Origin of the sequence: Sphingomonas sp. PL-96, from assembly GCF_020707215.1 — a bacterium.
Taxonomy (GTDB): Bacteria; Pseudomonadota; Alphaproteobacteria; order Sphingomonadales; family Sphingomonadaceae; genus Sphingomonas.
Genome location: NZ_JAJFET010000002.1, coordinates 170,059 through 191,139, shown reverse-complemented (window position 1 = coordinate 191,139; position 21,081 = coordinate 170,059). Strand labels below are relative to the sequence as shown.

Annotated in this window: 25 protein-coding genes and 2 tRNA genes; 8 read left to right on the top strand and 19 right to left on the bottom strand. The window is 68.3% G+C overall.

Annotated elements, in window-relative coordinates; genetic code table 11:
- Positions 1-3: 3 nt before the first annotated feature.
- Positions 4-594 carry a GNAT family N-acetyltransferase gene (locus LK533_RS06370; RefSeq protein WP_229361942.1) on the top strand — a complete coding sequence of 197 codons (591 nt, stop codon included), beginning with the start codon at positions 4-6 and terminating at the stop codon, positions 592-594.
- Here LK533_RS06370 and LK533_RS06365 read toward each other — a convergent pair.
- Positions 570-1,298: a hypothetical protein gene (locus tag LK533_RS06365; RefSeq protein ID WP_229361941.1), complete on the bottom strand. Its 729-nt coding sequence runs from the start codon at positions 1,296-1,298 to the stop codon at positions 570-572. The genes LK533_RS06370 and LK533_RS06365 overlap by 25 nt on opposite strands.
- Positions 1,295-2,155, bottom strand: coding sequence for a hypothetical protein (locus LK533_RS06360; protein WP_229361940.1), 861 nt, complete (start codon positions 2,153-2,155; stop codon positions 1,295-1,297). Before LK533_RS06360 ends, LK533_RS06365 begins: the two co-directional genes overlap by 4 nt.
- A gap of 36 nt (positions 2,156-2,191) precedes the next feature.
- Between LK533_RS06360 and lipB the strand changes: the two genes are divergently transcribed.
- From lipB to LK533_RS06345, 3 genes are all read left to right on the top strand, one after another.
- A complete protein-coding gene (gene lipB, locus LK533_RS06355; protein WP_229361939.1) occupies positions 2,192-2,893 on the top strand; it encodes a lipoyl(octanoyl) transferase LipB in 702 nt (233 codons plus the stop codon).
- Positions 2,894-2,959: 66 nt separating this feature from the next.
- Positions 2,960-3,232: a hypothetical protein gene (locus LK533_RS06350; protein ID WP_229361938.1), complete on the top strand. Its 273-nt coding sequence runs from the start codon at positions 2,960-2,962 to the stop codon at positions 3,230-3,232.
- A gap of 258 nt (positions 3,233-3,490) precedes the next feature.
- Positions 3,491-4,168 (top strand): hypothetical protein, encoded by a 678-nt coding sequence (locus LK533_RS06345; RefSeq protein ID WP_229361937.1) that lies wholly within the window; start codon positions 3,491-3,493, stop codon positions 4,166-4,168.
- A gap of 49 nt (positions 4,169-4,217) precedes the next feature.
- Here the strand turns inward: LK533_RS06345 and queE are convergent, their stop codons facing one another.
- The 6 genes from queE to LK533_RS06315 form a co-directional block, all read right to left on the bottom strand.
- A complete protein-coding gene (gene queE, locus LK533_RS06340; protein WP_229361936.1) occupies positions 4,218-4,850 on the bottom strand; it encodes a 7-carboxy-7-deazaguanine synthase in 633 nt (210 codons plus the stop codon).
- A gap of 14 nt (positions 4,851-4,864) precedes the next feature.
- Positions 4,865-5,551 carry a 7-cyano-7-deazaguanine synthase QueC gene (gene queC, locus LK533_RS06335; protein ID WP_229361935.1) on the bottom strand — a complete coding sequence of 229 codons (687 nt, stop codon included), beginning with the start codon at positions 5,549-5,551 and terminating at the stop codon, positions 4,865-4,867.
- Positions 5,552-5,717: 166 nt separating this feature from the next.
- Positions 5,718-6,269 carry a DUF4142 domain-containing protein gene (locus tag LK533_RS06330; RefSeq protein ID WP_229361934.1) on the bottom strand — a complete coding sequence of 184 codons (552 nt, stop codon included), beginning with the start codon at positions 6,267-6,269 and terminating at the stop codon, positions 5,718-5,720.
- 116 nt (positions 6,270-6,385) lie between these two features.
- Positions 6,386-6,462: transfer RNA gene (locus tag LK533_RS06325), tRNA-Met, on the bottom strand.
- Positions 6,463-6,516: 54 nt separating this feature from the next.
- Positions 6,517-7,050, bottom strand: coding sequence for a 2'-5' RNA ligase family protein (locus tag LK533_RS06320; protein ID WP_229361933.1), 534 nt, complete (start codon positions 7,048-7,050; stop codon positions 6,517-6,519).
- Positions 7,047-8,945, bottom strand: coding sequence for a potassium transporter Kup (locus LK533_RS06315; protein ID WP_229362167.1), 1,899 nt, complete (start codon positions 8,943-8,945; stop codon positions 7,047-7,049). Before LK533_RS06315 ends, LK533_RS06320 begins: the two co-directional genes overlap by 4 nt.
- 202 nt (positions 8,946-9,147) lie before the next feature.
- Between LK533_RS06315 and ald the strand changes: the two genes are divergently transcribed.
- The 3 genes from ald (at position 9,148) to LK533_RS06300 (ending at position 11,520) form a co-directional block, all read left to right on the top strand.
- A complete protein-coding gene (gene ald / locus LK533_RS06310) occupies positions 9,148-10,260 on the top strand; it encodes an alanine dehydrogenase (RefSeq protein ID WP_229361932.1) in 1,113 nt (370 codons plus the stop codon).
- 35 nt (positions 10,261-10,295) lie between these two features.
- On the top strand, positions 10,296-10,517 hold the full coding sequence (locus LK533_RS06305) for a DUF3072 domain-containing protein (protein ID WP_229361931.1): 222 nt from the start codon (positions 10,296-10,298) through the stop codon (positions 10,515-10,517).
- A 112-nt stretch (positions 10,518-10,629) separates the two neighbouring features.
- On the top strand, positions 10,630-11,520 hold the full coding sequence (locus LK533_RS06300; RefSeq protein WP_229361930.1) for an alpha/beta fold hydrolase: 891 nt from the start codon (positions 10,630-10,632) through the stop codon (positions 11,518-11,520).
- Here LK533_RS06300 and LK533_RS06295 read toward each other — a convergent pair.
- Positions 11,505-12,857: a glycoside hydrolase family 27 protein gene (locus tag LK533_RS06295; protein WP_324255266.1), complete on the bottom strand. Its 1,353-nt coding sequence runs from the start codon at positions 12,855-12,857 to the stop codon at positions 11,505-11,507. The two genes, LK533_RS06300 and LK533_RS06295, sit on opposite strands and share 16 nt — an antisense overlap.
- 86 nt (positions 12,858-12,943) lie before the next feature.
- Positions 12,944-13,681 carry an SDR family oxidoreductase gene (locus LK533_RS06290; RefSeq protein WP_229361929.1) on the bottom strand — a complete coding sequence of 246 codons (738 nt, stop codon included), beginning with the start codon at positions 13,679-13,681 and terminating at the stop codon, positions 12,944-12,946.
- 160 nt (positions 13,682-13,841) lie between these two features.
- Between LK533_RS06290 and LK533_RS06285 the strand changes: the two genes are divergently transcribed.
- The gene (locus LK533_RS06285) at positions 13,842-14,738 is read left to right on the top strand and encodes an AraC family transcriptional regulator (RefSeq protein WP_229361928.1); all 897 of its coding nucleotides are present in this window, start codon (positions 13,842-13,844) and stop codon (positions 14,736-14,738) included.
- A 3-nt stretch (positions 14,739-14,741) separates the two neighbouring features.
- Here LK533_RS06285 and LK533_RS06280 read toward each other — a convergent pair whose 3' ends face one another.
- From LK533_RS06280 to LK533_RS06245, 9 genes are all read right to left on the bottom strand, one after another.
- Entirely contained in the window at positions 14,742-15,398 is a 657-nt protein-coding gene (locus tag LK533_RS06280; RefSeq protein ID WP_229361927.1) for a tetratricopeptide repeat protein, read from the bottom strand.
- Complete coding sequence (locus tag LK533_RS06275) at positions 15,398-15,811, bottom strand: cytochrome c-type biogenesis protein (RefSeq protein WP_229361926.1); 414 nt, start codon at positions 15,809-15,811, stop codon at positions 15,398-15,400. The genes LK533_RS06280 and LK533_RS06275 overlap by 1 nt, the downstream gene beginning before the upstream one ends.
- Positions 15,808-16,332: a DsbE family thiol:disulfide interchange protein gene (locus LK533_RS06270; protein ID WP_229361925.1), complete on the bottom strand. Its 525-nt coding sequence runs from the start codon at positions 16,330-16,332 to the stop codon at positions 15,808-15,810. The genes LK533_RS06275 and LK533_RS06270 overlap by 4 nt, the downstream gene beginning before the upstream one ends.
- Positions 16,329-18,272 (bottom strand): heme lyase CcmF/NrfE family subunit, encoded by a 1,944-nt coding sequence (locus LK533_RS06265; protein ID WP_229361924.1) that lies wholly within the window; start codon positions 18,270-18,272, stop codon positions 16,329-16,331. The genes LK533_RS06270 and LK533_RS06265 overlap by 4 nt, the downstream gene beginning before the upstream one ends.
- Positions 18,269-18,703: a cytochrome c maturation protein CcmE gene (gene ccmE, locus LK533_RS06260; protein ID WP_229361923.1), complete on the bottom strand. Its 435-nt coding sequence runs from the start codon at positions 18,701-18,703 to the stop codon at positions 18,269-18,271. Before ccmE ends, LK533_RS06265 begins: the two co-directional genes overlap by 4 nt.
- On the bottom strand, positions 18,700-18,828 hold the full coding sequence (locus LK533_RS17790; RefSeq protein ID WP_267495222.1) for a hypothetical protein: 129 nt from the start codon (positions 18,826-18,828) through the stop codon (positions 18,700-18,702). Before LK533_RS17790 ends, ccmE begins: the two co-directional genes overlap by 4 nt.
- Positions 18,825-19,550: a heme ABC transporter permease CcmC gene (gene ccmC / locus LK533_RS06255; RefSeq protein ID WP_229362165.1), complete on the bottom strand. Its 726-nt coding sequence runs from the start codon at positions 19,548-19,550 to the stop codon at positions 18,825-18,827. The genes LK533_RS17790 and ccmC overlap by 4 nt, the downstream gene beginning before the upstream one ends.
- A 328-nt stretch (positions 19,551-19,878) precedes the next feature.
- Positions 19,879-20,925 (bottom strand): Glu/Leu/Phe/Val family dehydrogenase, encoded by a 1,047-nt coding sequence (locus LK533_RS06250; RefSeq protein WP_229361922.1) that lies wholly within the window; start codon positions 20,923-20,925, stop codon positions 19,879-19,881.
- Positions 20,926-20,956: 31 nt separating this feature from the next.
- Positions 20,957-21,033: transfer RNA gene (locus LK533_RS06245), tRNA-His, on the bottom strand.
- Positions 21,034-21,081 lie beyond the last annotated feature (48 nt).

The following is a 21,081-nucleotide window of genomic DNA, read 5'->3' as shown; positions in this document are numbered from 1 at the left end:
GCGATGGGGCTGATCCCGGTCCGCGCCGACGAGGTCGCGACGATCGTCACCTCGCTCGAGATGCGCAGCCGGCCGCCGCTGCGGCCGCTGCCCGACGCGCCGCTGCGACTCGTCCACTGGCCGCAGCCGGACCTGGGGAACTACCGCGCGCTGTTCCGGCGCGTGGGCGAGCCCTGGCTGTGGTTCTCGCGGCTGGTGATGGACGACGATCGGCTGCGCGCAATCGTCCATGATCCCGGCATCTCCGTCTATGCCGCTGTCGATCGCCACGGCATTGAGGTGGGGATGCTGGAGCTGGACCACCGCCGTCCCGGCGAATGCGAATTGTCCTATTTCGCGCTGGTGCCCGAACTGGTCGGACGTGGGCTCGGCCGCTGGCTGATGGCGCAGGCGCTGACGCTGGGCTGGCGCAAGGGCGTCGAACGCATGTGGGTGCATACCTGCACGCTCGACCACCCGCGCGCGCTCGGCTTCTATCGAGCGAGCGGCTTTGTGCCGTTCAAGCGGACGGTTGAGACCTTCGCCGACCCGCGCACATTGGGCATCCTCTCGCCCGACGCCGCGCCGCACTATCCGCGGCTGCCGGTCGCCTGACGATAGGCGGTGACGCGCAGCAGCGCATAGGCGAGCGCCATGCCGCCGTTCGCCAACCCGACCATTAGGACGCCGATGGTGACCGGCACAGGGTTGCTCGCGCCCGCCGTCAGGAAACCTGTGCCCAGCATCACCAGCAGCTGCCCGACAAAGTAGAAGATGGCTTGCAGCCCCAGCAGGGCGAAGCCGTTGCCCGCCGTCAGCTGGATACCGCGCGCGATCGCATCCATCGCGCCGCGCCGCGGCTCCGCAAGAATCGCTGCGGGGATCAGGAAGCTGCGGCCGATCGCGTAGAGACCCGGCAGTGCAAACGCCAGCAGGCCCAGCACCACGGCGAACTGAATGCCGATTTGCGCAAGCAGCAACGCCGGAAACCGCCGCAGTGCGCTGCCCATCGCGCCCGCCACGGTCGGATGCGCAGGATCGAGGTACAGCGCCAGGATCGCGCCGGTGCCGAACAGGCCCAGCAGCGTCTGCAGCAACAACCAGGGGAGGTTGGCCGAGACATAGCGCTGCATCGTCTCCACCATGGTCGCCAGGTCGGCAGGCGCACCCGGATCGCCGGGCGCGGGCGCCGCCATCCAGATCGTCGCGGCCATCGTCGGCAGCATCAGGAAGATCCCGGCAATCGGCACGAGCACGGCGCGGTCACGCCGCCACAAGCTCCACGCGCCGCTGACCACGGCGCCCAAATCCAGCTTCATCGATGCGCCGCCGTTCCGTCCTGTCGTTGGCATGCTTCGAGGTAAAGCTTGCCGGTAAAGGCCCACAGCAGCACCGCCAGCGCGGTTTCCACCAAGCCCGTCGACACCCGCGTCAGGATCGACGCGATGCCCAGCCCATCGTCGCTGCCGAACGCGATCGCGAACACGGTGCCGGCCGCGAACCGCACCGCGCTTGTCAGCACCAGCCTGACGACGCCGTACAGCAGCAGCACGCCGATGATCCGGGCGGCGAGACCGCGGGTGAGCGCAAAGGAGCGCGCAAAGGCGCGGAGTCCGCGCCGCTCCGCCAGCACGACCGGTGCCAGCAGGCTGAGCCGCGCCCCGACCCACAGCAGCAGCGGCAGCAGAACCAGGCCATAGAGCGCGATCCAGGCAGCCGCGGCGGCGGAGGGCATCACCTCCTCGCCGACGGCGGCCGCCGTGAAGTCAAAACCATAGCCCGCCAGGATCCCGATCACGGGCACCCCCAGCAGCAGCAAGGCGAGGGTCAGCAACAGCGCGAAGCCGATCACCACCGCCAGGCGCAGCCCCGCCTGGCGCATCGCCGGACCCAACGCACCGGGCAGGATCGCCAGCGCGACCACGGCAAGCTCCGCCCACAGCATCAGCAGCGAACCGGCGATCTGCACCACCGACAGAAGACCGCGCGTCGCCCCGTCGGCGCCGTCAACAGCCGCTTCGGCGATGGCCAGTGCAACCGTCGGCGCGAACAGCGCCAGGCCGCCAAGCGCGAACAGTGCGACCGCATGGCCGCGGATAAACGCAGCGGTGCGGTCCCACACCCGCTCCATTTCGACCGTGGCGACCATCGGCGCCGCATTGCCCACTGCCTGCATGACGCGTCGCTGTACCCATGCTACCGGGCGTTGCCAATGCTTAGCCCCGATCCCTCCCCCGCGCCCGCCGCCCCGGAATGGCGCATCGAGCCCGGTCTGACCGACTATCCGCAAGCGCTTGCCGCGATGGAGGCGCGCGCCGCCGTGATCGCCGACGGACAGGCGTCCGAGCTCGTCTGGCTGGTCGAGCACCCGCCCCTCTACACCGCCGGCACCAGCGCGGATCCTGCCGAGCTGCTCGACCCGCGCTTCCCGGTGTTTCCGGCCGGACGCGGCGGGCGCTACACCTATCACGGCCCTGGGCAGCGCGTCGGCTATCTGATGCTGAACCTGGCGCAGCGCGGGCGCGACGTGCGCCGCTTCGTCCATGGCGTGGAGCAATGGGTGATCCGCGCGCTCGCCCGGCTGGAGGTGGAAGCGTTTGCGGTGCCCGAGCGGATCGGCATCTGGACCCGCGACGGCGGACAGGAGGCGAAGATCGGCGCCATCGGCGTCCGCGTGCGCCGCTGGGTGACGTTTCACGGCTTCTCCGTGAACCTTTCGCCGGACCTGACCCACTTCGGTGGAATCGTTCCCTGCGGCCTTCCCGAATTCCCAGTCACCAGTCTAGAACAGCTCGGTCGGGACGCCCGGCAGGAGAGTTTCGACGCCGCACTTCTCCTCGAATTTCCGACTTTGCTGACGTCACTCACCGCATCCAGTGAAAACCCGCTTGAGGGGCGCTCGGGAACCGACTAATGTCCATCCCCGGTTGGGTATTAAACGGCAGATAAGCCGCCAAACCACTAGTTTAGGGAGCTCTACATGCGCGCAATCATTTCCAAGATCGTTACCAGCTCGATGGTCGCCGGCGCGGCGCTGATGGTCGCAGCTTGCGGCGATTCGACCGAGACGACCAACGACAACACCATCGTCACCGACCTGAACTCGACCGACACGTCGATGGACGGCACGATGACCGACAACATGACCGCCGTTGACGGCGCGATGGGCAACGACGCGATGCTCGCGAACGACACCACGCTCGCGAACGACACCACGCTGTCGAACGACACCGCGACCACCAACGCGATGTAATCAGACGTTTCGACGTCTGAGTGGCGAGGGCCGTCCGGGCGACCGGGCGGCCTTTGCTTTTACCGGTACGTGCGCGCCGTCTCGCACGGCCCGACGCCTGCCGCGGTGCAGCACGCACAGGCCGGAGAATCACAGGGATTCCAATCGACTGCGTTCCGACGGAACGATGCCGACATCGGGAAAAAAGGTCTTGGCGAGAAACGTCAAAACCCCGTAACCCCCTCAGCGTGGCGCCGCATCGGCGTTTGAGAGGATCCCATGAAGTCAGTGCGAACCCTGATCGCCGGTGCCGCCCTTGCGGTCGCGACCTATGCCGCCCCTGCGTCGGCCCAGTTTTTCTTCAAATCGCCTGACCTCTCCGGCCCGGCGGTGACCGGCGCGGAGCCCGGCATCGTCGTCCAGGCGCTGCCTGGTGCCACCGGGGAGGAGCTGCGCGCGGCACTCGCCTGGAACCTGCGCGCCGGCCTCAACGTCGCCGCGCTCCAGTGCCAGTTCGAACCGACGCTGCTGACGCTCAACAACTACAACGACCTGCTCGACACCCATTCGGTCGAGCTCAAGCGCAGCTACGACGTGCTGGCGAAATATTTTGAGCGCAACGCCAAGACCAAGAAGGAAGGGCAGACCGCGCTCGACCAGTTCGGCACCCGCGTCTATTCCAGCTTCTCGACCGTGTCGGCGCAGATCAACTTCTGCCAGGCGGCGGGCGAGATCGGCCAGGAAGCGGTGTTCACGCCCAAGGGCCAGTTCGGCGCCCTCGCGGAGCAGCGCATGCGCAAGCTGCGCAACAGCCTGCGCCCCGCCAGCGAGCAGCAGTTCCCCGGCGGCTTCTACCAGCGCCCGCTCAGCAATGTCGAACCGCTCACCCGGCCCAAGTGCTGGAAGAAGGGCGAGTGGCTGGCCAAGCGTTGCGGCGCCTATCCGCTGATCGGCTGATGCCGTTCGGGCTGCACCGCGGTGCAGCCCAAGCCGGGAGACCTGCGCCTCAGCGCAGCCCCAACAGCTTGTGGGTCTGGAGCGACAGCCGCCATTTCGGCCGGGCGAGCACCAGATCCACGCACATCTCGCGATTGGCGTCGGCTTGGCGGTCGTCGAGCGGCTGCGCCAGGAAATTCGCGAAGTCCCAGCGTTCGATCGTATCCAGGTCCAGCCCGGCCTGGGGCCAGACCAGCTTCAGTTCATCCCCGCGCTGCTGCACCACGGTGCTGCCGGCCTTAGGGCTGATGCACACCCAGTCGATGCCCGGATGCGCCGCGATGGTCCCGTTGCTCTCGATCGCGATGGTAAAGCCCGCCGCGTGCAGCGCCTCCACCAGCGCATCGTCGATCTGGAGCATGGGCTCGCCGCCGGTCAGCACGACGAAGCGACGCTCGGTGCCAGTGCCCCAGAAGCCCTCCACCGCTGCCACCAGCGCACTGGCATCGGCGAACTTGCCCCCGCCCTCGCCATCGGTGCCGACGAAATCCGTGTCACAGAAGCGGCAGACGGCGGTCGCACGATCAATCTCACGCCCGCTCCACAGGTTGCAGCCGGCGAAACGCACGAACACCGCGCGGCGGCCGGCGTGCACGCCCTCCCCCTGCAGCGTCAGGAACATCTCCTTGACGGCGTAGCTCATCGCAGGCGCGTCCCTCAGGCCGCCGTGGTGGCGTAGCGGGTCGGATCGGGCACGCCCGCTTCCTCGAACCCCTTCGACCGCAGCCGGCAGCTGTCACACAGCCCGCAATGCAGGTCGCCCTGCGGATCATAGCAGGACCAGCTGATGCCCAGATCCAGCCCCAGCCGCGTGCCTTCGCGCACGATGTCCGCCTTGGTCATGTGCTGGAGCGGGGCGTGAATCTTGAACCCCTCGCCCTCGACCCCGGCCTTGGTCGCAAGCGCCGCCAGATGCTCGAACCCGGCAATGAACTCCGGGCGGCAATCGGGGTAGCCCGAATAGTCCAGCGCGTTGACGCCGATGAACAGGTCGCGTGCACCGGCCGCCTCTGCCCAGCCGAGCGACAGGCTCAGGAAGATGGTGTTGCGCGCCGGCACATAGGTGATGGGAATGCCGGGGGCGACGCCGTCCTTCGGCACCGCGATGTCCGCGGTCAGCGCCGATCCGCCAAATGCCGACAGGTCCAGCGACAGCGTGACGTGACGCTCGGCACCCAGCGCCTGTGCGACCCGCGCGGCGGCGGCAAGCTCGATCTGGTGGCGCTGGTTATAGTCCACCGACAGGGCGAGCAGGCGGTATCCGGCCTCCCGCGCCATGGCAGCGGAAACCATCGAGTCGAGGCCGCCCGAAAGAAGGGCGACGGCAAAAGGCTGATCGGTCATGATGCCGAATCCGCTAGGCCCAGATGCGCCGCATCGCAACCGCCTGGGCGAGCAACGCTTTGTTGCAGAGGGCAAAGTACCGCTCGGCCGTCTGTTCAAGCGCCGTTATGAAAAAGGGCCCGCCGGTCCGGCGAGCCCCTTTCCTCACAACCGCGTGTGCGGGTGCTTACATGCCGCCGGCAGCGCCACCGGCCTGGACGTGCGCCAGGTGCTTTTCGATGATCGGCACGGCCGAGTCCGCGACCGCCTTCAGCGCCGGGTCCTGGCCATCGGTCGAGTAGCCCTTGTGCAGCGACCAGGCCATTTTGTGCGCCTCAGCCTGCTGCTGCATGTACAGCGCGTCGAAGCTGTCGGCATCCGCTTCCTTGAGCGCCGCGATCTTGGCCGCATTCGGCTCGGACAGCGCGCTCGGCGGACGCTTCACCTTCGGCTCAGTCTTCGGCAGGGCGGCCATCAGCGTCTTGGTGGTGGTCGTGTGATCCGCGATCATCTCACGGGCGAACGCCTTGGTGGCGTCGCTCTTGGACTTCGACAGCGCGATCTTGCTGGACTGAATCTCATACTTGTCGCTGTCGGCGGCCCAGGCCACATAATTCTCGGACGGCGTACCGGTCATCGGCGCGGCGCCGACCTGTTCCGGGGTCATCGTCTGCGCGATGCCGGCCGCCGGCATGGCGCCCAGAGCAATCGCACTCATCGTGATCAGCAACTTCCGCATGGTAGTCTCCCTGTTTCGCGAAGGGCCAAACGGACGATGTCGCGGCGTGTTCCCGGCAGGCCGACTGAATAGTCGCCAATGTTCGGAAGAGATCACCCCCAAACGGGTGATTAAGATGGTAGCGGAGGAGGGACTTGAACCCCCGACACGCGGATTATGATTCCGCTGCTCTAACCAACTGAGCTACTCCGCCCCATGGGCACTCGCCGTGGCGAGGGCGCGCCTATACGAAGGCGTTTGGCGTCGGTCAAGCGAACTTGTGACGGGAAAGTTGCTCCCAGGGTCCGCCCCGGTACCACCAGCTCGCCAGCCCGGCGATGGCGAGCGGCCGCGGGCGGAAATCGGCCTCCAGGCTGGCCAGCAGCGCGCGGGCTTGCGCCGGCTCGACCTTGTTCTGGATGGTCACATGCGGGCGCCAGCCGGCGCGATCCTGCGGCGTGAGCATGGTCGCGAACGCTTCGGCAAGCTCGGCGCGGATCGCCTCCAGTTCCGGCGATTCGATGCGCAGCGCCACGCCGCGTCCCAGGTTCATCAGCCCAGCGATCCGCGCGCGGGGCGGTGCCACGCCGCGGGTCGTCGAAGCCAGCCGCTGGCGCAGCTCCGCTGCCAGCTGCGGCGGCAAATGGTGGAACAGCGTCAGATGCGCGGCCAGCTGGTTGCGCTCGGGCGGGAAATGGCGGCGCCGCAGGCCGTCGAGCAAAGCATGGTCCTCCGCCCCGAACAGCGCCGATACGATGATCGGCGCAGCCTCGGGCGATGCGGAGGCCCCGAGGTCCGTCAAATCTCGACCTGGCTGCCGAGCTCCACCACCCGGTTGGTGGGCAGGCGGAAGAACTCCATCGCGCTTTCGGCGTTGCGCAGCATCCAGGCGAAGAGCTTTTCGCGCCAGATCATCATGCCCGGCCGGGCCGACGGCAGCAGCGTCTGGCGGGCCAGGAAGAAGCTCGTCTCCATCATCCGGAAATCGCCGCCCGCGATCTGCACCTGGCGCAGCGCGGCGGGGACGTCCGCGTCCTGCATGAAGCCATAGCGCAGGACCAGCCGGTGAAAGCCCTGGCCCAGGTCGTCCGCCTTTACCCGGTTCTCCTCCGCCACAAAGGGCTCGTCGGTGATCTTCACCGTCAGCAGGACCACGCGCTCGTGCAGCACCTTGTTGTGCTTGAGGTTGTGGAGCAGCGCGTGCGGCACGCCGTCGGGCGTAGAGGTCATGAACACCGCAGTGCCGGGCACGCGGCTCGCCGAATTGGCGGCGGAGTGGATGAACACCTTGATCGGCATCGCAGCCTCCCGCAGCCGGTCGATCATCAGCTTGCGCCCCTTTGCCCAGGTGGTGAGCAGCACGAAGATGACGATGCCGATCATCAGCGGGAACCAGCCGCCGTCGGGCACCTTGGTCAGGTTGGCCGCGAAATAGGCGCCGTCGACCAGGAAGAAGACCGCCAGCAACGGCAGCGCATAATAGACCGGCCAGCGCCACAGCGCGAACAGCAGCACCGCCAGCAGGCAGGTGTCGATCAGCATCGCGCCCGTGACCGCGATGCCGTAGGCGGCAGTCAGGTTGGACGAAGTGCGGAAGGTCAGCACCAGCAGGATCACCATCACCATCAGCGCCCAGTTGATGAGCGGGATGTAGATCTGCCCCGCGGTCGCGGCACTGGTGTGGTCGATGCGCAGGCGGGGAATGAAGCCCAACTGGATCGCCTGCTGCGTGACCGAAAACGCACCCGAGATCACCGCCTGGCTGGCGATGATCGCGGCGGCCGTCGCCAGGAACACCATCGGCAGCTGGAAGCCCTCGGGCGCCAGCATGTAGAAGGGGCTCTCCAGCGCTGCGGCGCCTTCGCGCATCAGCAGCGCGCCCTGCCCCATGTAATTGGCCATCAGCGCCGGCAGCACGACCCACAGCCAGGAAAAGGCGATCGGCTTTCGCCCGAAATGGCCCATGTCGGCATAGAGCGCCTCGGCACCGGTCACCGCCAGCACCACCGAGCCCAGCGCCAGGAACGCCGCCAGCGGATCGTGGACAAAGAAGGCGATCGCATAGGTCGGTAGGAACGCGTGCAGGATGGTCGGCGTCTGGACGATGCTGACGATGCCCAGCCCTGCGATGACCGTGAAATAGCAGACCATGATCGGGCCGAAAAAGGCGCCGACGCGCGACGTGCCGCCCCGCTGGATCGAGAAGAGGCCGACCAGGATCAGCACCGCGATCGGCAGGACCAAGCCACCGAAGGCCGGCGCAGCGATGGCGACGCCCTCCACCGCCGAAAGCACGGAAACCGCCGGCGTGATCATGCTGTCGCCATAGAAAAGCGCAGTCGCAAACACGCCCAGCAGCACGATGCCGCTGGTCCAGCGCTTGCCCTGGGTTCGGCCGGACACGAGCGCGAGCAGGGCCAGGCTGCCGCCCTCCCCCTTGTTGTCGGCGCGCATGATGATCGTGACGTACTTCAACGTCACCACGATCATCATCGACCAGAACATCAGGCTGACGACGCCCATGATGTGGAGCGAATCGAGCGCCAGCTTGTGGTGGCCGTCGAACGTCTCACGAAAGGCGTAGAGCGGGCTGGTACCGATGTCGCCGAAGACGATGCCGACCGCGCCCAGCATCAGCTTCCAGGTCGCCTGTTCGCGAGCATGGGCATGGCCGCCCTCGAGCCGCTCGGACGGCAGGAGCGCCGTCTCTGGCGACGGAATGGCTGCGGGGCTCACCGGTGCGGCAATCGCTGGATCGGGTAGATCATGACCATTGCCTGAACCGCTACTCGTTTCATCGTGAAAGCGCGCGCAGTTAGCATGCGCAACATGCGCTCGCAACGGGACACGCCCTGCCCCACCGGCTATAGCAGCCGCATCCACGCATTCGGAGAGGTTTATGCGCGTCGGTGTTCCCAAGGAAATCAAGAACCATGAGTATCGCGTCGGTCTGACGCCCCCTTCAGTGGCGGAATTGACAGCGGCCGGCCACGAAGTCGTCGTCGAGACCGGCGCCGGACTCGGCATCGACTTCACCGATGCCGATTATGTCTCGGCCGGGGCCCGCATCGTCACGGACGCGGCGGCCGTGTTCGCGCAAAGCGATATGATCGTGAAGGTGAAGGAGCCGCAGCCGTCGGAGATTGCGCTGCTGGAACCGCGGCACACGCTGTTCACCTATCTCCACCTCGCCGCAGACAAGCCCCAGGCAGAAGGGCTGATGCAGTCGGGGGCGACCTGCATCGCCTATGAGACGGTGACGTCGAACAGCGGCTCGCTGCCGCTGCTGAAGCCGATGTCGGAAGTCGCCGGGCGCATGTCGATCCAGGTCGGCGCCCATTATCTGGAGAAGGAACAGGGCGGCCGCGGCGTGCTGCTGGGCGGCGTCCCCGGCGTCGCGCCCGCACGAGTCGCGATCCTGGGCGGCGGCGTCTCGGGCATCAACGCCGCGCAGATGGCGGTCGGCTTGCGCGCGGACGTGACCATTTACGACATCAGCAACGAGCGGCTGGCGGAACTGGACCTGCATTTCGGCAGCCAGATCAAGACCGCCTATGCGTCGCGTTCCGCCATCGCGGCGGCGGTGGCGCGCGCGCATCTGGTGATCGGCGCGGTGCTGGTACCGGGCGCTGCCGCCCCGAAGCTGGTGACGCGCGAGATGCTGCGGACCATGAAGCGCGGCAGCGTGCTGGTCGACATCGCGATCGACCAGGGCGGCTGCTTCGAAACCTCGCGCGCGACGACCCACGACGATCCCGTGTTCGTCGAGGAGGACGTGATCCATTACTGCGTCGCCAACATGCCGGGCGCGGTTGCCCGCACCTCTGCCTTTGCCCTCAACAACGCGACGCTGCCGTTCGCGATGCGGATCGCGAACCTGGGCGCAGAGGCGGCGATGCGTGCCGACCGGCATCTGGCGGCGGGCCTGAACGTGTCGGGCGGCAAGATTCGGCACGCGGCCGTAGCCGAGGCACTGTCGCTGCCGTTGGAGGCGTGGCCCGGAACGGAATGAGAACACGCACGTTGTCGCGGGGAAGGAGAAACCCGATGACGACCGAGCACAACCCCAAGACCGAACCCTTCTCCAATGCCGAGAAGGACCCGGACGACTGGACCACCGGCGACGAGCCGATGACCGGCGCCCAGGCATCCTATCTCAAGACGCTGAGCGAAGAGGCTGGCGAAGGGTTCGACGAAAACCTGTCCAAGGCCGACGCCTCCAAGCGCATCGACGCGCTGCAGGAAAAGACCGGCCGGGGCGCGCACTGACAGGAACGCCGCTGCCCTTCAGGGCGGCGGCGCCTTTTTCCGGCAGCACCCGCGCGTTGCGTGCATCCCGGCGAGTAAATTAGACTGAGGCCTCCTCAACGGGAGGCCTGCGATGCCCAGCCTGATTGTTTCGGTGCTTGCCGCGTTTTCGCTGACAGCCGCCGCCGCGGATGCGCCGAAGAAGTCGCCGGAGGTCGACGGGCGCTTCGACATCGGCGGCCGTTCGATCCGACTCGCCTGTTCGGGAGCCGGTACGCCGACCGTGGTGGTGGACGCGGGCATGGGCACCGGTCCGGTGGAGGATGCCGGCTGGCAGCGTATCGCGGCCCGGATCGCCCCCACCACCCGCATCTGCCTGTACGATCGAGCCGGGTTGGGCAGCAGCGACCCGGCGCCACAGGCGGTGCGGACCAGTCTCGACGCCGCGAATGACCTGCACGCCGCCCTGCAACAAGCGAAGCTAACAGGGCCTTATCTGCTCGTCGCCCACTCGATCGGCGGCCTGCACGCGCAGGTGTTCGCCAACCGGTACCCGCACGACGTCGCAGGGCTGGTGCTCGTCTCCTCGAGCCACCCGGACCAGATGACGACCTGGCGCTCGCTGCTGCCGCCGGCCTCAGCGGGCGAGGAGAAGCCGCTGACCGAGGCGCGCGCCTTTCTTACCAGGATGATCGAGGATCCGAGCGGCAACGAGGAACGCCTCGACTGGCGCGTCAGCGCGGCCCAGGCGCGCCAGCTGACATCGCTCGGCAGCAAGCCGGTGATCGTGGCGACTCACAGCCCGCGCTTCCGGATGGTGCCCGGCCTTTCCCAGCCGCTCGCCGATCGGCTGGAAGACGCGACCCAGCGCATGCAGAAGCAGTTCCTCTCGCTCTCTTCCAACGCGCGGCAGAATATCGCCGCTACGGCCGGCCACGGGCTTCCCCATGAGGCGCCCGAGTTCGTCGTCGCGAACATCCTGCAGGGCGTGGCCGCCGTCCGCGCTGCTCAGCCGACCCGGTAGAGCCCCGCGCCATGTGACGGGATGCGGCGGGTGAGCCGGTCCGTGACCGGCGGCAGCGCCGTCCCCTCCCACAGGTCGCGCACCGGCTGGCTGCCGTTCAGCCCGAGCTCGCGAAGCGGCAGCGCAATGTCCCGCGCCTCCTTGCCCGTGTTGAACAGCGCCACATAGCGGCCGCGCCCGTCCGCCGGACGCGCGGACCAGATGCGCACGTCGTCGGCGAGGAAATGCGGCCGATTGTCGCTGCTCGCCTGGTTGACCGCCAGCACCTCGCGATTGGTGAGCAGCGCCAGCGTCGCATCGTCGAGGTGGCGGAGGTCGCCGCCCATGATCAGGGGCGAGCGGGCGATCGACCACAGCGTCATCAAGGTGCGCTGCTCGTCGGGCGTGAACTTGGTGTCGCGCTCGCCGAGCGCCAGCCGGCCAAGCGGCAGCATGTCCGCATCCGGCCAGCCGCCGGGTTGCCGCCACGGGTTCCAATTCTCCAGCCGCGTGAACTGCGCCTCCAGCAGCGGCCACTCGTCCCAAAAATCGTCGCTGATCCGCCACATCTGCGCAAAGCGGCGGACATGCTCGCCGCGGGTCACAGGCGTCTCTCCCGGCGACAGGCTCAGGATCATCGGCCGCCCGCTCGCGGCAATCGCCTTGTGCGCAGCCTCGATCTCCGGCGCGTGGGCGTCATAGGGCCGGCTCATGTCGTCCATCTTCACGAAGTCGACGCCCCAGGAGGCGAGCAGGCGGAAGACGCTGTCGTAGTACGCCTGGGCACCCGGCTTCCCCATGTCGACGCCGTACATGTCCGGGTTCCACGGGCAGATGCTGCCGGTATCGGCAATGTCCGCCGCACGCACCCTGGTCCCCAGCACCGGCAGGTTCCGCTCGACAGCCAGCCGCGGGATTCCGCGCATCAGGTGGACGCCGAACTTGAGCCCCAGCTTGTGCACCTCGGCGGCGAGCGGCGCAAAGCCGCGCCCGTCGGCGCTGGAAGGGAAGCGATTGGGCGCCGGCAGCAACCGGCCGTTGCCGTCCATCGCCGGCACGGGCTTGGCATTATAGGTGTAGCTCGACGCGTTCGGTTCATACCACTGGATGTCGACCGTGAAGACGTCGTAGCCGAAGGGCAGCAGCTTGTCGGCCATGATGCGCGCGGTTTCCCGCGCCTGCGCTTCCGTGATCGTGGTGGCAAAGCTGTTCCAACTGTTCCAGCCCATCGGCGGCGTCGGCGCGAGCATCGGCACCGAACCGGGCGCGGACGTACCGGCGCGAACGGTGCCCGGCAATGCCGCGACCGCCGCACCTGCCGCGCTTGCAGTCAATACGTCCCTGCGGCCGATCAGCATCGCTCTCCCCTTTTGATTGTTTCTGGCGCTCCACCGCTACCAGCGATGGAGTGCCAGAGCTACGCCCGCCAGGGGAGACCCGCCCGTCAGATCACATCACTCGCCGTCGGTCGCACAATGATCTCGCTGACGTCGACGTCGGCCGGCTGGCTCACCGCGAACAGGATCGCACGCGCGATAGCCTCGGCCTTCAGCATGGACGCGCGGAACGCCTCCATGGCCTGGGCGGTCTCCGCATGGCTGATGGTGTCGGCCAGCTCGGATTCGACGACGCCCGGCGAGATGATCGTGGCACGGATGTTGTCGTGCTCGCGCCGGATGCCGTCGGTGATCGCCCAGACCGCGAACTTGGTCGCGCAATAGACCGCACCGGTCGGCACCACATAGTGCGCGCCCAGCGACGCCACGTTGACGAACTGGCCCGAACCCTGGCGGACGAAGCCCGGCAGCGCGGCGGCGACGCCGTTCAGGACCCCGCGAATGTTGACGTCGATCATCCGCTCCCACTCGTCGGTCTTGAGCGCGGCCAGCGGGGACAGCGGCATGATGCCGGCGTTGTTCACCAGCACGTCGACCCGGCCGTAGCGATCGGCCGCGGCCTCCACGAAGCTGGCGACGCTGGCCGCATCGGTAACGTCGAGCCGCTGCCACGCGACCGTGCCGCCAGCCGCTTCGATCTCGGCGGCGAGCCGCTCCAGGCGATCGGTGCGGCGGGCGCCCAACATCAGGCGGGCGCCGGCCCCCGCGAGCAGCCGCGCGGTCGCCTCCCCGATGCCGCTGCTGGCGCCGGTGATCAGGATGATCTTCTCGTTGGTATCGGACATCGTGCTTTCTCCGTGCGCCAGCGACCACCGCTGGCCCCGGAACCTTTTGCGCCGCTCGGGGCAGCAGGCGGTAGGCGTCGAGTCCTCGATGCTTGCACGATCCTCCATCGGGACATCGTGCGGCTTGCGCACGCGCGTGCCGCATGGAAGCAAGGCGGACATGAACCGCATCACCGATCTCGCCGGGCGGATCGCCTGCCACGCTGCGACGGACGGCATCCATGCCACCGCGCTTCCGTCGGTCACGCTTGTACGATCCGCCGCCGTGACGACGCCGACACCGACCGTCTATGCGCCTTCGCTGTGCATGGTCGCGCAAGGTGCCAAGGAAGCGCAGCTGGGCGAGAGCCGGTTCACCTATGATCCCGGCACCTACCTGCTCGCCGGGGTCGACCTGCCAGTGGTGGGTGCCGTCACGCACGCGAGCGCCGACGCGCCGTACCTGTGCCTCGTCCTGCACCTGGATGGCGCGCGTGTCGCCGAGATGGTGGCCGAGCACCCGGCGGCGGGCGAGCCGGCGGACCGGCCGATCCGGGGCCTCATCCTGGGCGAAACCACGGCCGAGATGGTGGATGCGGCCTGCCGGCTGCTGGCCTTGCTCGATGCCTCCGAAGACCGCGATGCCCTCGCCCCCCTGCTCGAGCGCGAGTTGCTCTGGCGGCTCTTGCGCAGCCCGGCCGGGCCGTTGCTGCGGCAGATGGCCGGGGGGCCGCAAAGCGACCGGCTTCACCGCGTGCTGCAGTGGCTGCGCAACCATTATGCCGAACCCGTGTCGATCGACGCGCTGGCGGACGTGGCGGGCATGAGCCCCTCTGCCCTCCACCAGCATTTCCGGACCGTGACCGGGCTCAGCCCGCTGCGCTACCGTGCCCAGCTTCGCATCCACGAGGCACGCCGGCTGATGATCGCACAGGGGCTCGACGCTGCGAGCGCCGGATTTCAGGTCGGCTATGGCAGCCCGTCGCAGTTCAGTCGCGAATATGCCCGCACCATGGGCCTGCCCCCCAGCCGCGATGTCGAGCGGCTGCGGGCATCGCCCGACTATCTGCTTGCCTGACTTCTACTGCGGCTCGCCTGCGCCCGCGCGACGCTCCTGCGCCTGCATTTCGAGCAGCCGGTCGACCAGCACCAGCCGCACGGCGATGTCCTGTCGGAAGGACGCGTCCCTGGGGGTCAGCGTCAGGGCGCGCAGCCACAGTTCGCGAGTACGGGCGAAGTCGTTGGTACGCGCAAGCGCCAGACCATAGAAAAAGACAGGCCCCGGGTGCTTTGGCGCCAGCCGCATGCCCTGTTCGAACGCAAGCTTGGCGGCCGGAGACAGGGTCCCGCCGTCCTTCTCCACCAGCATCATGCCCAGCCAGGTCCACAGCGCCGCGCTCTTTGGCGCCTTGTAGACGCCGCCCAGCATCACCTGCGCGGCAGGGGCAACTGCGCCGGAGGACAGAAGCGCATCGGCAGCGACGAAATAGCTTTCCTCGAAGTTGAAGCGGCCGAACATCGCCTGGCGCAGCTCCTTCAGGCTTGGGTCGATGGTGCGGCGTTCGCGCTGCTCCTGTGCCGACACGCCGGCGAGCCCGGGGCGGCCCTGGATCGAATAGCCGATTGCGCCCAGCATCATCGCCGCGCCGACCAGCGACCACAGCGCGGGCGCCACGCGCATGCGCCACAAGACCAGTCCGGAAGCGAGCGCCAGCAGGCCCAACACCACCCAGCCCATCAGTTCTTCCCCCGCCGGCGAAAGCTGCGGCGTGCAATCAGGATGCCGGCGGCAAGCAACACCAGCGGCGCGATCCACAGCGGCAGCGTCGCCGCATCGAGCGGCGGGTCATAGCTGACATAGCTGCCATAGCGTTCGATCAGCCAGTCGCGCACCGCCTCCGGCTTTTCGCCCTGCTGGATACGCTGGCGCACCAGCGCGCGCATGTCGCCCGCCATCTCGGCATCGCTGTCGGCGATCGACTGGCCCTGGCACACCAGGCAACGCAGCGTGCTCATCAGCGCTTTGGCCTGCGCCTCCTGGGCCGGATCGGGCAGCTGGGCATAGGCGAGCGGCGCCGGCGGCAAGTCGGACTGCGCCAGCGCGGGTGCGGCGAGCAGCAGTGCCAGGGCGGCGGCGGCGGCGCGGCTCATCGTGCAGCCTCCAGCGCGGCAAGCAGTTCGGGCACGTCGCTGTCGCGGATGTCGCCAATATGCTGCGCGCGAATGATCCCCTTGCCATCGATCACGAACGTCTCGGGCACGCCGGACGAGCCGAGCGCAAGCTGCACCTGGCTGGCAGGATCGTCGCCGATCGCGGCATAGGGATCGCCGTTGTCGGCCAGGAAGCGCTGCACGTCCGCCGACCGGTCGCGGATCGCGATCGCGCGGATGTCGGCACCCGCCTTTTGGAGCTGAAGCAGCTTGGGCGCCTCGGCCAGGCAGGGCACGCACCAGCTGGCGAAGACGTTGAGCAGCTTTGGCTTGCCGTCGCGGAACGCCGCGTCGGACAGGCCGGGCTTGCCGGGAACCGACGCCGGCAGGCTGAACGCCGGCAAGGGCTTGCCGACCAGCCGCGAGCGCACGGCCGTGTCGGTCGGGCGCAGGTTGAGCGCAATCAGCAGCGCGACCGCGACAAAGGCCGCGAGCGGCACCCAAAGCAGCCAGCGCTTCATGCCAGCGCCTCCTGGCGGATCGGACGGCGCTCGCGCCACAGCCGTCCGACCAGCGACAGCAGGCCGCCGATCGCGATCAGCGCGCCGCCCGCCCAGATCAGCGTCACGAACGGCTTCCACCACAGGCGCAACTGGCGGCGGCCGCCCTCACTCGCCTGCCCCAGCACGACATAAAGCTGACCATCGAGTGCGCTGGTGATCGCCGCCTCGCTCGTCTCGGTCGGCGGTGCCGAGAAATAGCGCTGCTGGGGCGCGATCCAGAAGCGCTGGCTGCCGCGCTCGACGCGCATCCGCCCCTCGATCGCGGTCCAGTTGGGTCCGATCACCGGGCGCACGCCTTCCAGCGTGACGCGATACGGCCCGACCTGCTGGGTCTCACCGACGCCGGCTGCGACGAGCACTTCGCGGGTAAAGGCGCTCTCGCTCGCCATGCCGGCGAGGCTGACGGCGACGCCCAGGTGGGAGATCACCATGCCCCAGGTGAACAGCGGCGTGCGGCGCAGCTTGCGACCCCACAACGGCGCGACGCTCGCGACCGCCAGCCCGGCCGACAGCGCGAGCCCGAGCAGTGATAGCAGGCTGGTGCCGGGCGCGAACATCAGCACCGCGGCAAGGGCAGCGCCTGTGACGATCGCCGGCACCAGCATCCGCCTGCCCAGGGCGCGCGCTTCGTCCCGCCGCCAGCGCAACAGCGGCCCGGCGGCAAGCGCCACGACCAGCAGCAGCGCGATCGGGCCGGCGGTCTTGTTGAAGAAGGGCGGCCCGACGGAAAGCTGCACATCCATCGCCTGCGCGACGAGCGGATAGAGCGTGCCGATCAGCACGATGCCCAGGATCACCGACAGCAGCAGGTTGTTGAGGACCAGCCCAGCCTCACGGCTGACCGGCTCGAAGGTGGAACCCTGGCGGACGGTGCCGATGCGCAGGCCGAACAGCGTCAGCGCGCCGCCGATGTAGAGCACCAGCAGCGCCAGGATGAGGCTGCCGCGGGTGGGGTCGACTGCAAAGGCATGGACGCTGGTGAGGATGCCGGAGCGGACCAGGAAGGTGCCAACCATCGACATGGAAAAGGCCACCACCGCCAGCATCACCGTCCAGGCGCGCAGGCCGTCGCGGGTGGCAAGCACCGTCACCGAATGGAGCAGCGCGGTCGCGGCCAGCCACGGCATCAGCGAGGCATTCTCGACCGGGTCCCAGAACCACCAGCCGCCCCAGCCGAGCTCATAATAGGCCCAGTAGCTGCCCGCAGTGATGCCCAGCGTCAGGAACACCCATGCGCCGAGCACCCAGGGCCGCATCGCGCGGGCGAACTGCGGCCCGACGTCACGGGTCACCAGCGCGCCGATTGCAAAGGAGAAGGCGACCGACAGGCCGACATAGCCGAAGTAGAGGGTCGGCGGGTGGAACGCCAAGCCGGGGTCCTGAAGCAGCGGGTTGAGCCCCAGCCCCTCCACCGGTGCCGGGTCGAGGCGCGCGAACGGATTGGACGCGATCAGGAGAAAGGCGAAGAAGCCGAGTGCGATCGCCGCCTGCCCGCCCAGCGTCGCCACCAGCGTGCGCGAGTCGAGCCGTTTCTCGAGCAGCGCGATCGCCGCCCCGGCAAGGCCGAGCACCGTGACCCACAAGAGCATCGAGCCCTCGTGATTGCCCCACGCCGCCGACACCTTGTAGAGCATCGGCTTGGCCGAGTGGCTGTTCTGCGCGACCAGCTGAACCGACAGGTCGGTGCGGACAAAGACCAGCACCAGCGCGCCGAAGGCGAACGCGGTGAGCAGCCCCTGCACCACCGCGACCGGCCGCACCGCCTGGACCAGCTGGACGCCGCCCGGCTCCGGCGTGGCGGTGCGCGTCATGCGCAGGCCCAGCGTCGCCGCCACCAGCTGCAGCAGCGCCAACGCGGCGGCGAGCCACAGCGCGGCAAGCCCGGCTTCGGCGATCATTGCTCCAGTGTCTCGCTCTTGTGCATCTTGCCCGCGACTTCGGGCGGCATGTAGCGCTCGTCGTGCTTGGCCAGCAGATTGTCCGCCACAAAGCTGCCGTCGGGCCGGAAGCGGCCTTCGGCGACCACGCCCGAATTCTCCTTGAACAGATCGGGCGCGATCCCGCTGAACCGCACCGGCACCTGCGCGGCGCCATCGGTGACGGTGAAGGCGATGGTGACGCCGTCCGGCTGCCGCTTGATCGAACCGGCCTCGACCATTCCGCCCAGGCGAACGGCGCGGTCGACCGGCGGTGCCGCCTTGGCCACGTCGGAGGGCGCGTAGAAGAACGCCGCCTCCCCCTGCAGCGCCGACAGCGCGAGGGCGCTTGCGCCAAGGACGGCGGCGACGGCGAGTCCCACCAGAGTCAGGCGTTGATGCTTGGGCTTCACTTCTTCCTCTGGCGCTCGGCCTGGGCTTCGGCGCGTCGCATCGCGATCCAGGCGGCCGCAGCCATCGCCGCAGTCCCGCCAAGCGTCAGCGCATAGGCGCCGATGACGAAGGGCCAGGGGTTCATGCGGCGGCCATCCGGCGCAACCGCGCCTCGACCTTGATGCGCGCCAGATCGGCCCGCATCCGCATCAGCACGATGGCGACGAACAGCAGCGAAAAGCCGGCAAGCGTGAAGCCCAGCGGCCACAGGATCGCATTGTCGACGCTCGACTTGGTCAACGTGATGCTCGGCCCCTGGTGCAGCGTACGCCACCAGATGACGGAATAGCGGATGATCGGCAGCAGCGCAGTGCCGGCGATGCCGAACAGCGCGGGAATGCGCCCGTCGCCGTCGCGCTCCGCATCGGCGCGCGAAAGCGCCAGATAGGCGAGGTAGACGAAGAACAGCAGCAGCATCGACGTCAGCCGCCCGTCCCACTGCCACCAGGTGCCCCAGGTCGGCCGCCCCCAGATCGAGCCGGTGGCAAGGCACAGCCCCGCGAACACGGCGCCCGGCAGCGCCACCGCGCGCGCGGCGATCGCCGCCAGCGGATGCCGCCACACCAGATAGGTGATGCTGGAGATCGCGATGCCGGTCCATCCGCCCATGCCAAGCCAGGCGGTGGGGACATGGATGTAGAGGATGCGAACCGTTTCGCCCTGCAGATAGTCGGGCGGCGTCTGCGTCAGCCCCGCCCAGCTGCCGAACAGCAGCAACGCCACGCCCAGCGCCAGCAGCACCGGCGTCAGCGGACGGGCGATCGACAGGAAGCGCGTCGGATTGGCAAAGGCGTGAAGGGTCGGCACGATCAGCCACAAGGGTTAAGCGAAATTGCCCGGGGCGTCACCCCGATGCGGCGCTTATTCGGCGAGAAGCCGCCCTGCAACATTGCGCGCGGTCAAATTGGAGGGGGTGTCACAGTGATCGCCCTATCCCACACCGCTCGCCAGGATGGCGGTAGGCGCGATGCCGTTGCGTGTCCCGGTTTGTCCTGAGTAGCCGTTGAGCGAAGTCGAAACGGCGTATCGAAGGACCGCCAACCGTGCTTTGATACGGGGGCTTCGACAAGCTCAGCCCCTACTCAGCACAAACGGTTCCACCTCGATGCACTTGGCGTTGAAGCTCCAGCGGCGCTCAGCGGCCGATGCGGCGCTGCGCGATTCGGTCTGCGACTTCTGCATGCGACGCGCCGGTGCGGTCCGCCTCGTCCCACACTTCGACCAGCCGCTCCGGGATCTGACCGATGCGCGCGTCGACTTCGGCGCGGTCGCCCTGCCCCAGATACTCCAGCGCCACGTTGATGATGCCGCCGGCGTTGATGACATAGTCGGGCGCATAGAGGATGCCGCGCTCGTGCAGGCGCGTACCGTCGGCATGTGCCGCAAGCTGGTTGTTGGCGCCGCCGGCAACCGCCTTGCAGCGGAGCGCGTCGATCGTCGCCGCATCCAGGATTGCGCCCAGCGCGTTCGGGCTGACGATGTCGACCTCGCTGGTGAGGACCACGTCGGGCGCCACAACCGTCGCGCCATGCTGGTCGGCGAAGCGCTGTGCGCGGGCGGCATCGACGTCGGCGACGGTCAGCACCGCGCCATCGGCTGCCAGCATCTGCGCCAGACGACCGCCGACGCTGCCCAGGCCCTGGATGGCGACGCGAACGCCCTGCATGTCGCTGGCGCCCAGCGCTCGCTCGGCCGCGGCGCGAACGCCGAGGTAGATACCCTTTGCCGTGTACGGACCCGGATCGCCGCCGACATTCTCGCCCTTGGCCGGCAGGCCCGAGACGTAGCGAGTCGCCTTGGCGATCGCGGTCATGTCCGCTTCGGAGATGCCGACGTCCTCGGCGGTGATGTAGCGGCCGCCCAGCGACTCGACCGCGCGGCCGAATGCCTGGAGCATCTCCGGCGTCTTGGTGCGCGCCGCATCGGCCAGCACCACGCCCTTGCCCCCGCCCAGCGGCAGGCCTGCCATCGCGTTCTTGTAGCTCATGCCGCGCGACAGGCGCAGCGCATCCGTCACTGCCGCGGCGCTGTCGGCGTAATGCCAGAAGCGCACCCCGCCGGCGGCCGGTCCCAGCTTCGTCGAGTGGACAGCAACCACGGCCTGAAGCCCGGTTTCCCGATCCGAGAAGAGATGCACGCCTTCGTGATCGTCGAAATCGGGGAAGCCCCAGTCGGTCTGCACTGGCTGAATATCCGCGGGTCAGGGAAGGGAGTGGGGCGACCGACGGGACTTGAACCCGCAACTTCCGGCATCACAAGCCGGCGCTCTGACCAATTGAACTACGGTCGCCGCGAAGACCGGCCGCTTAGACGCGGCAGGCGAGTTTCGTCAAGCTGG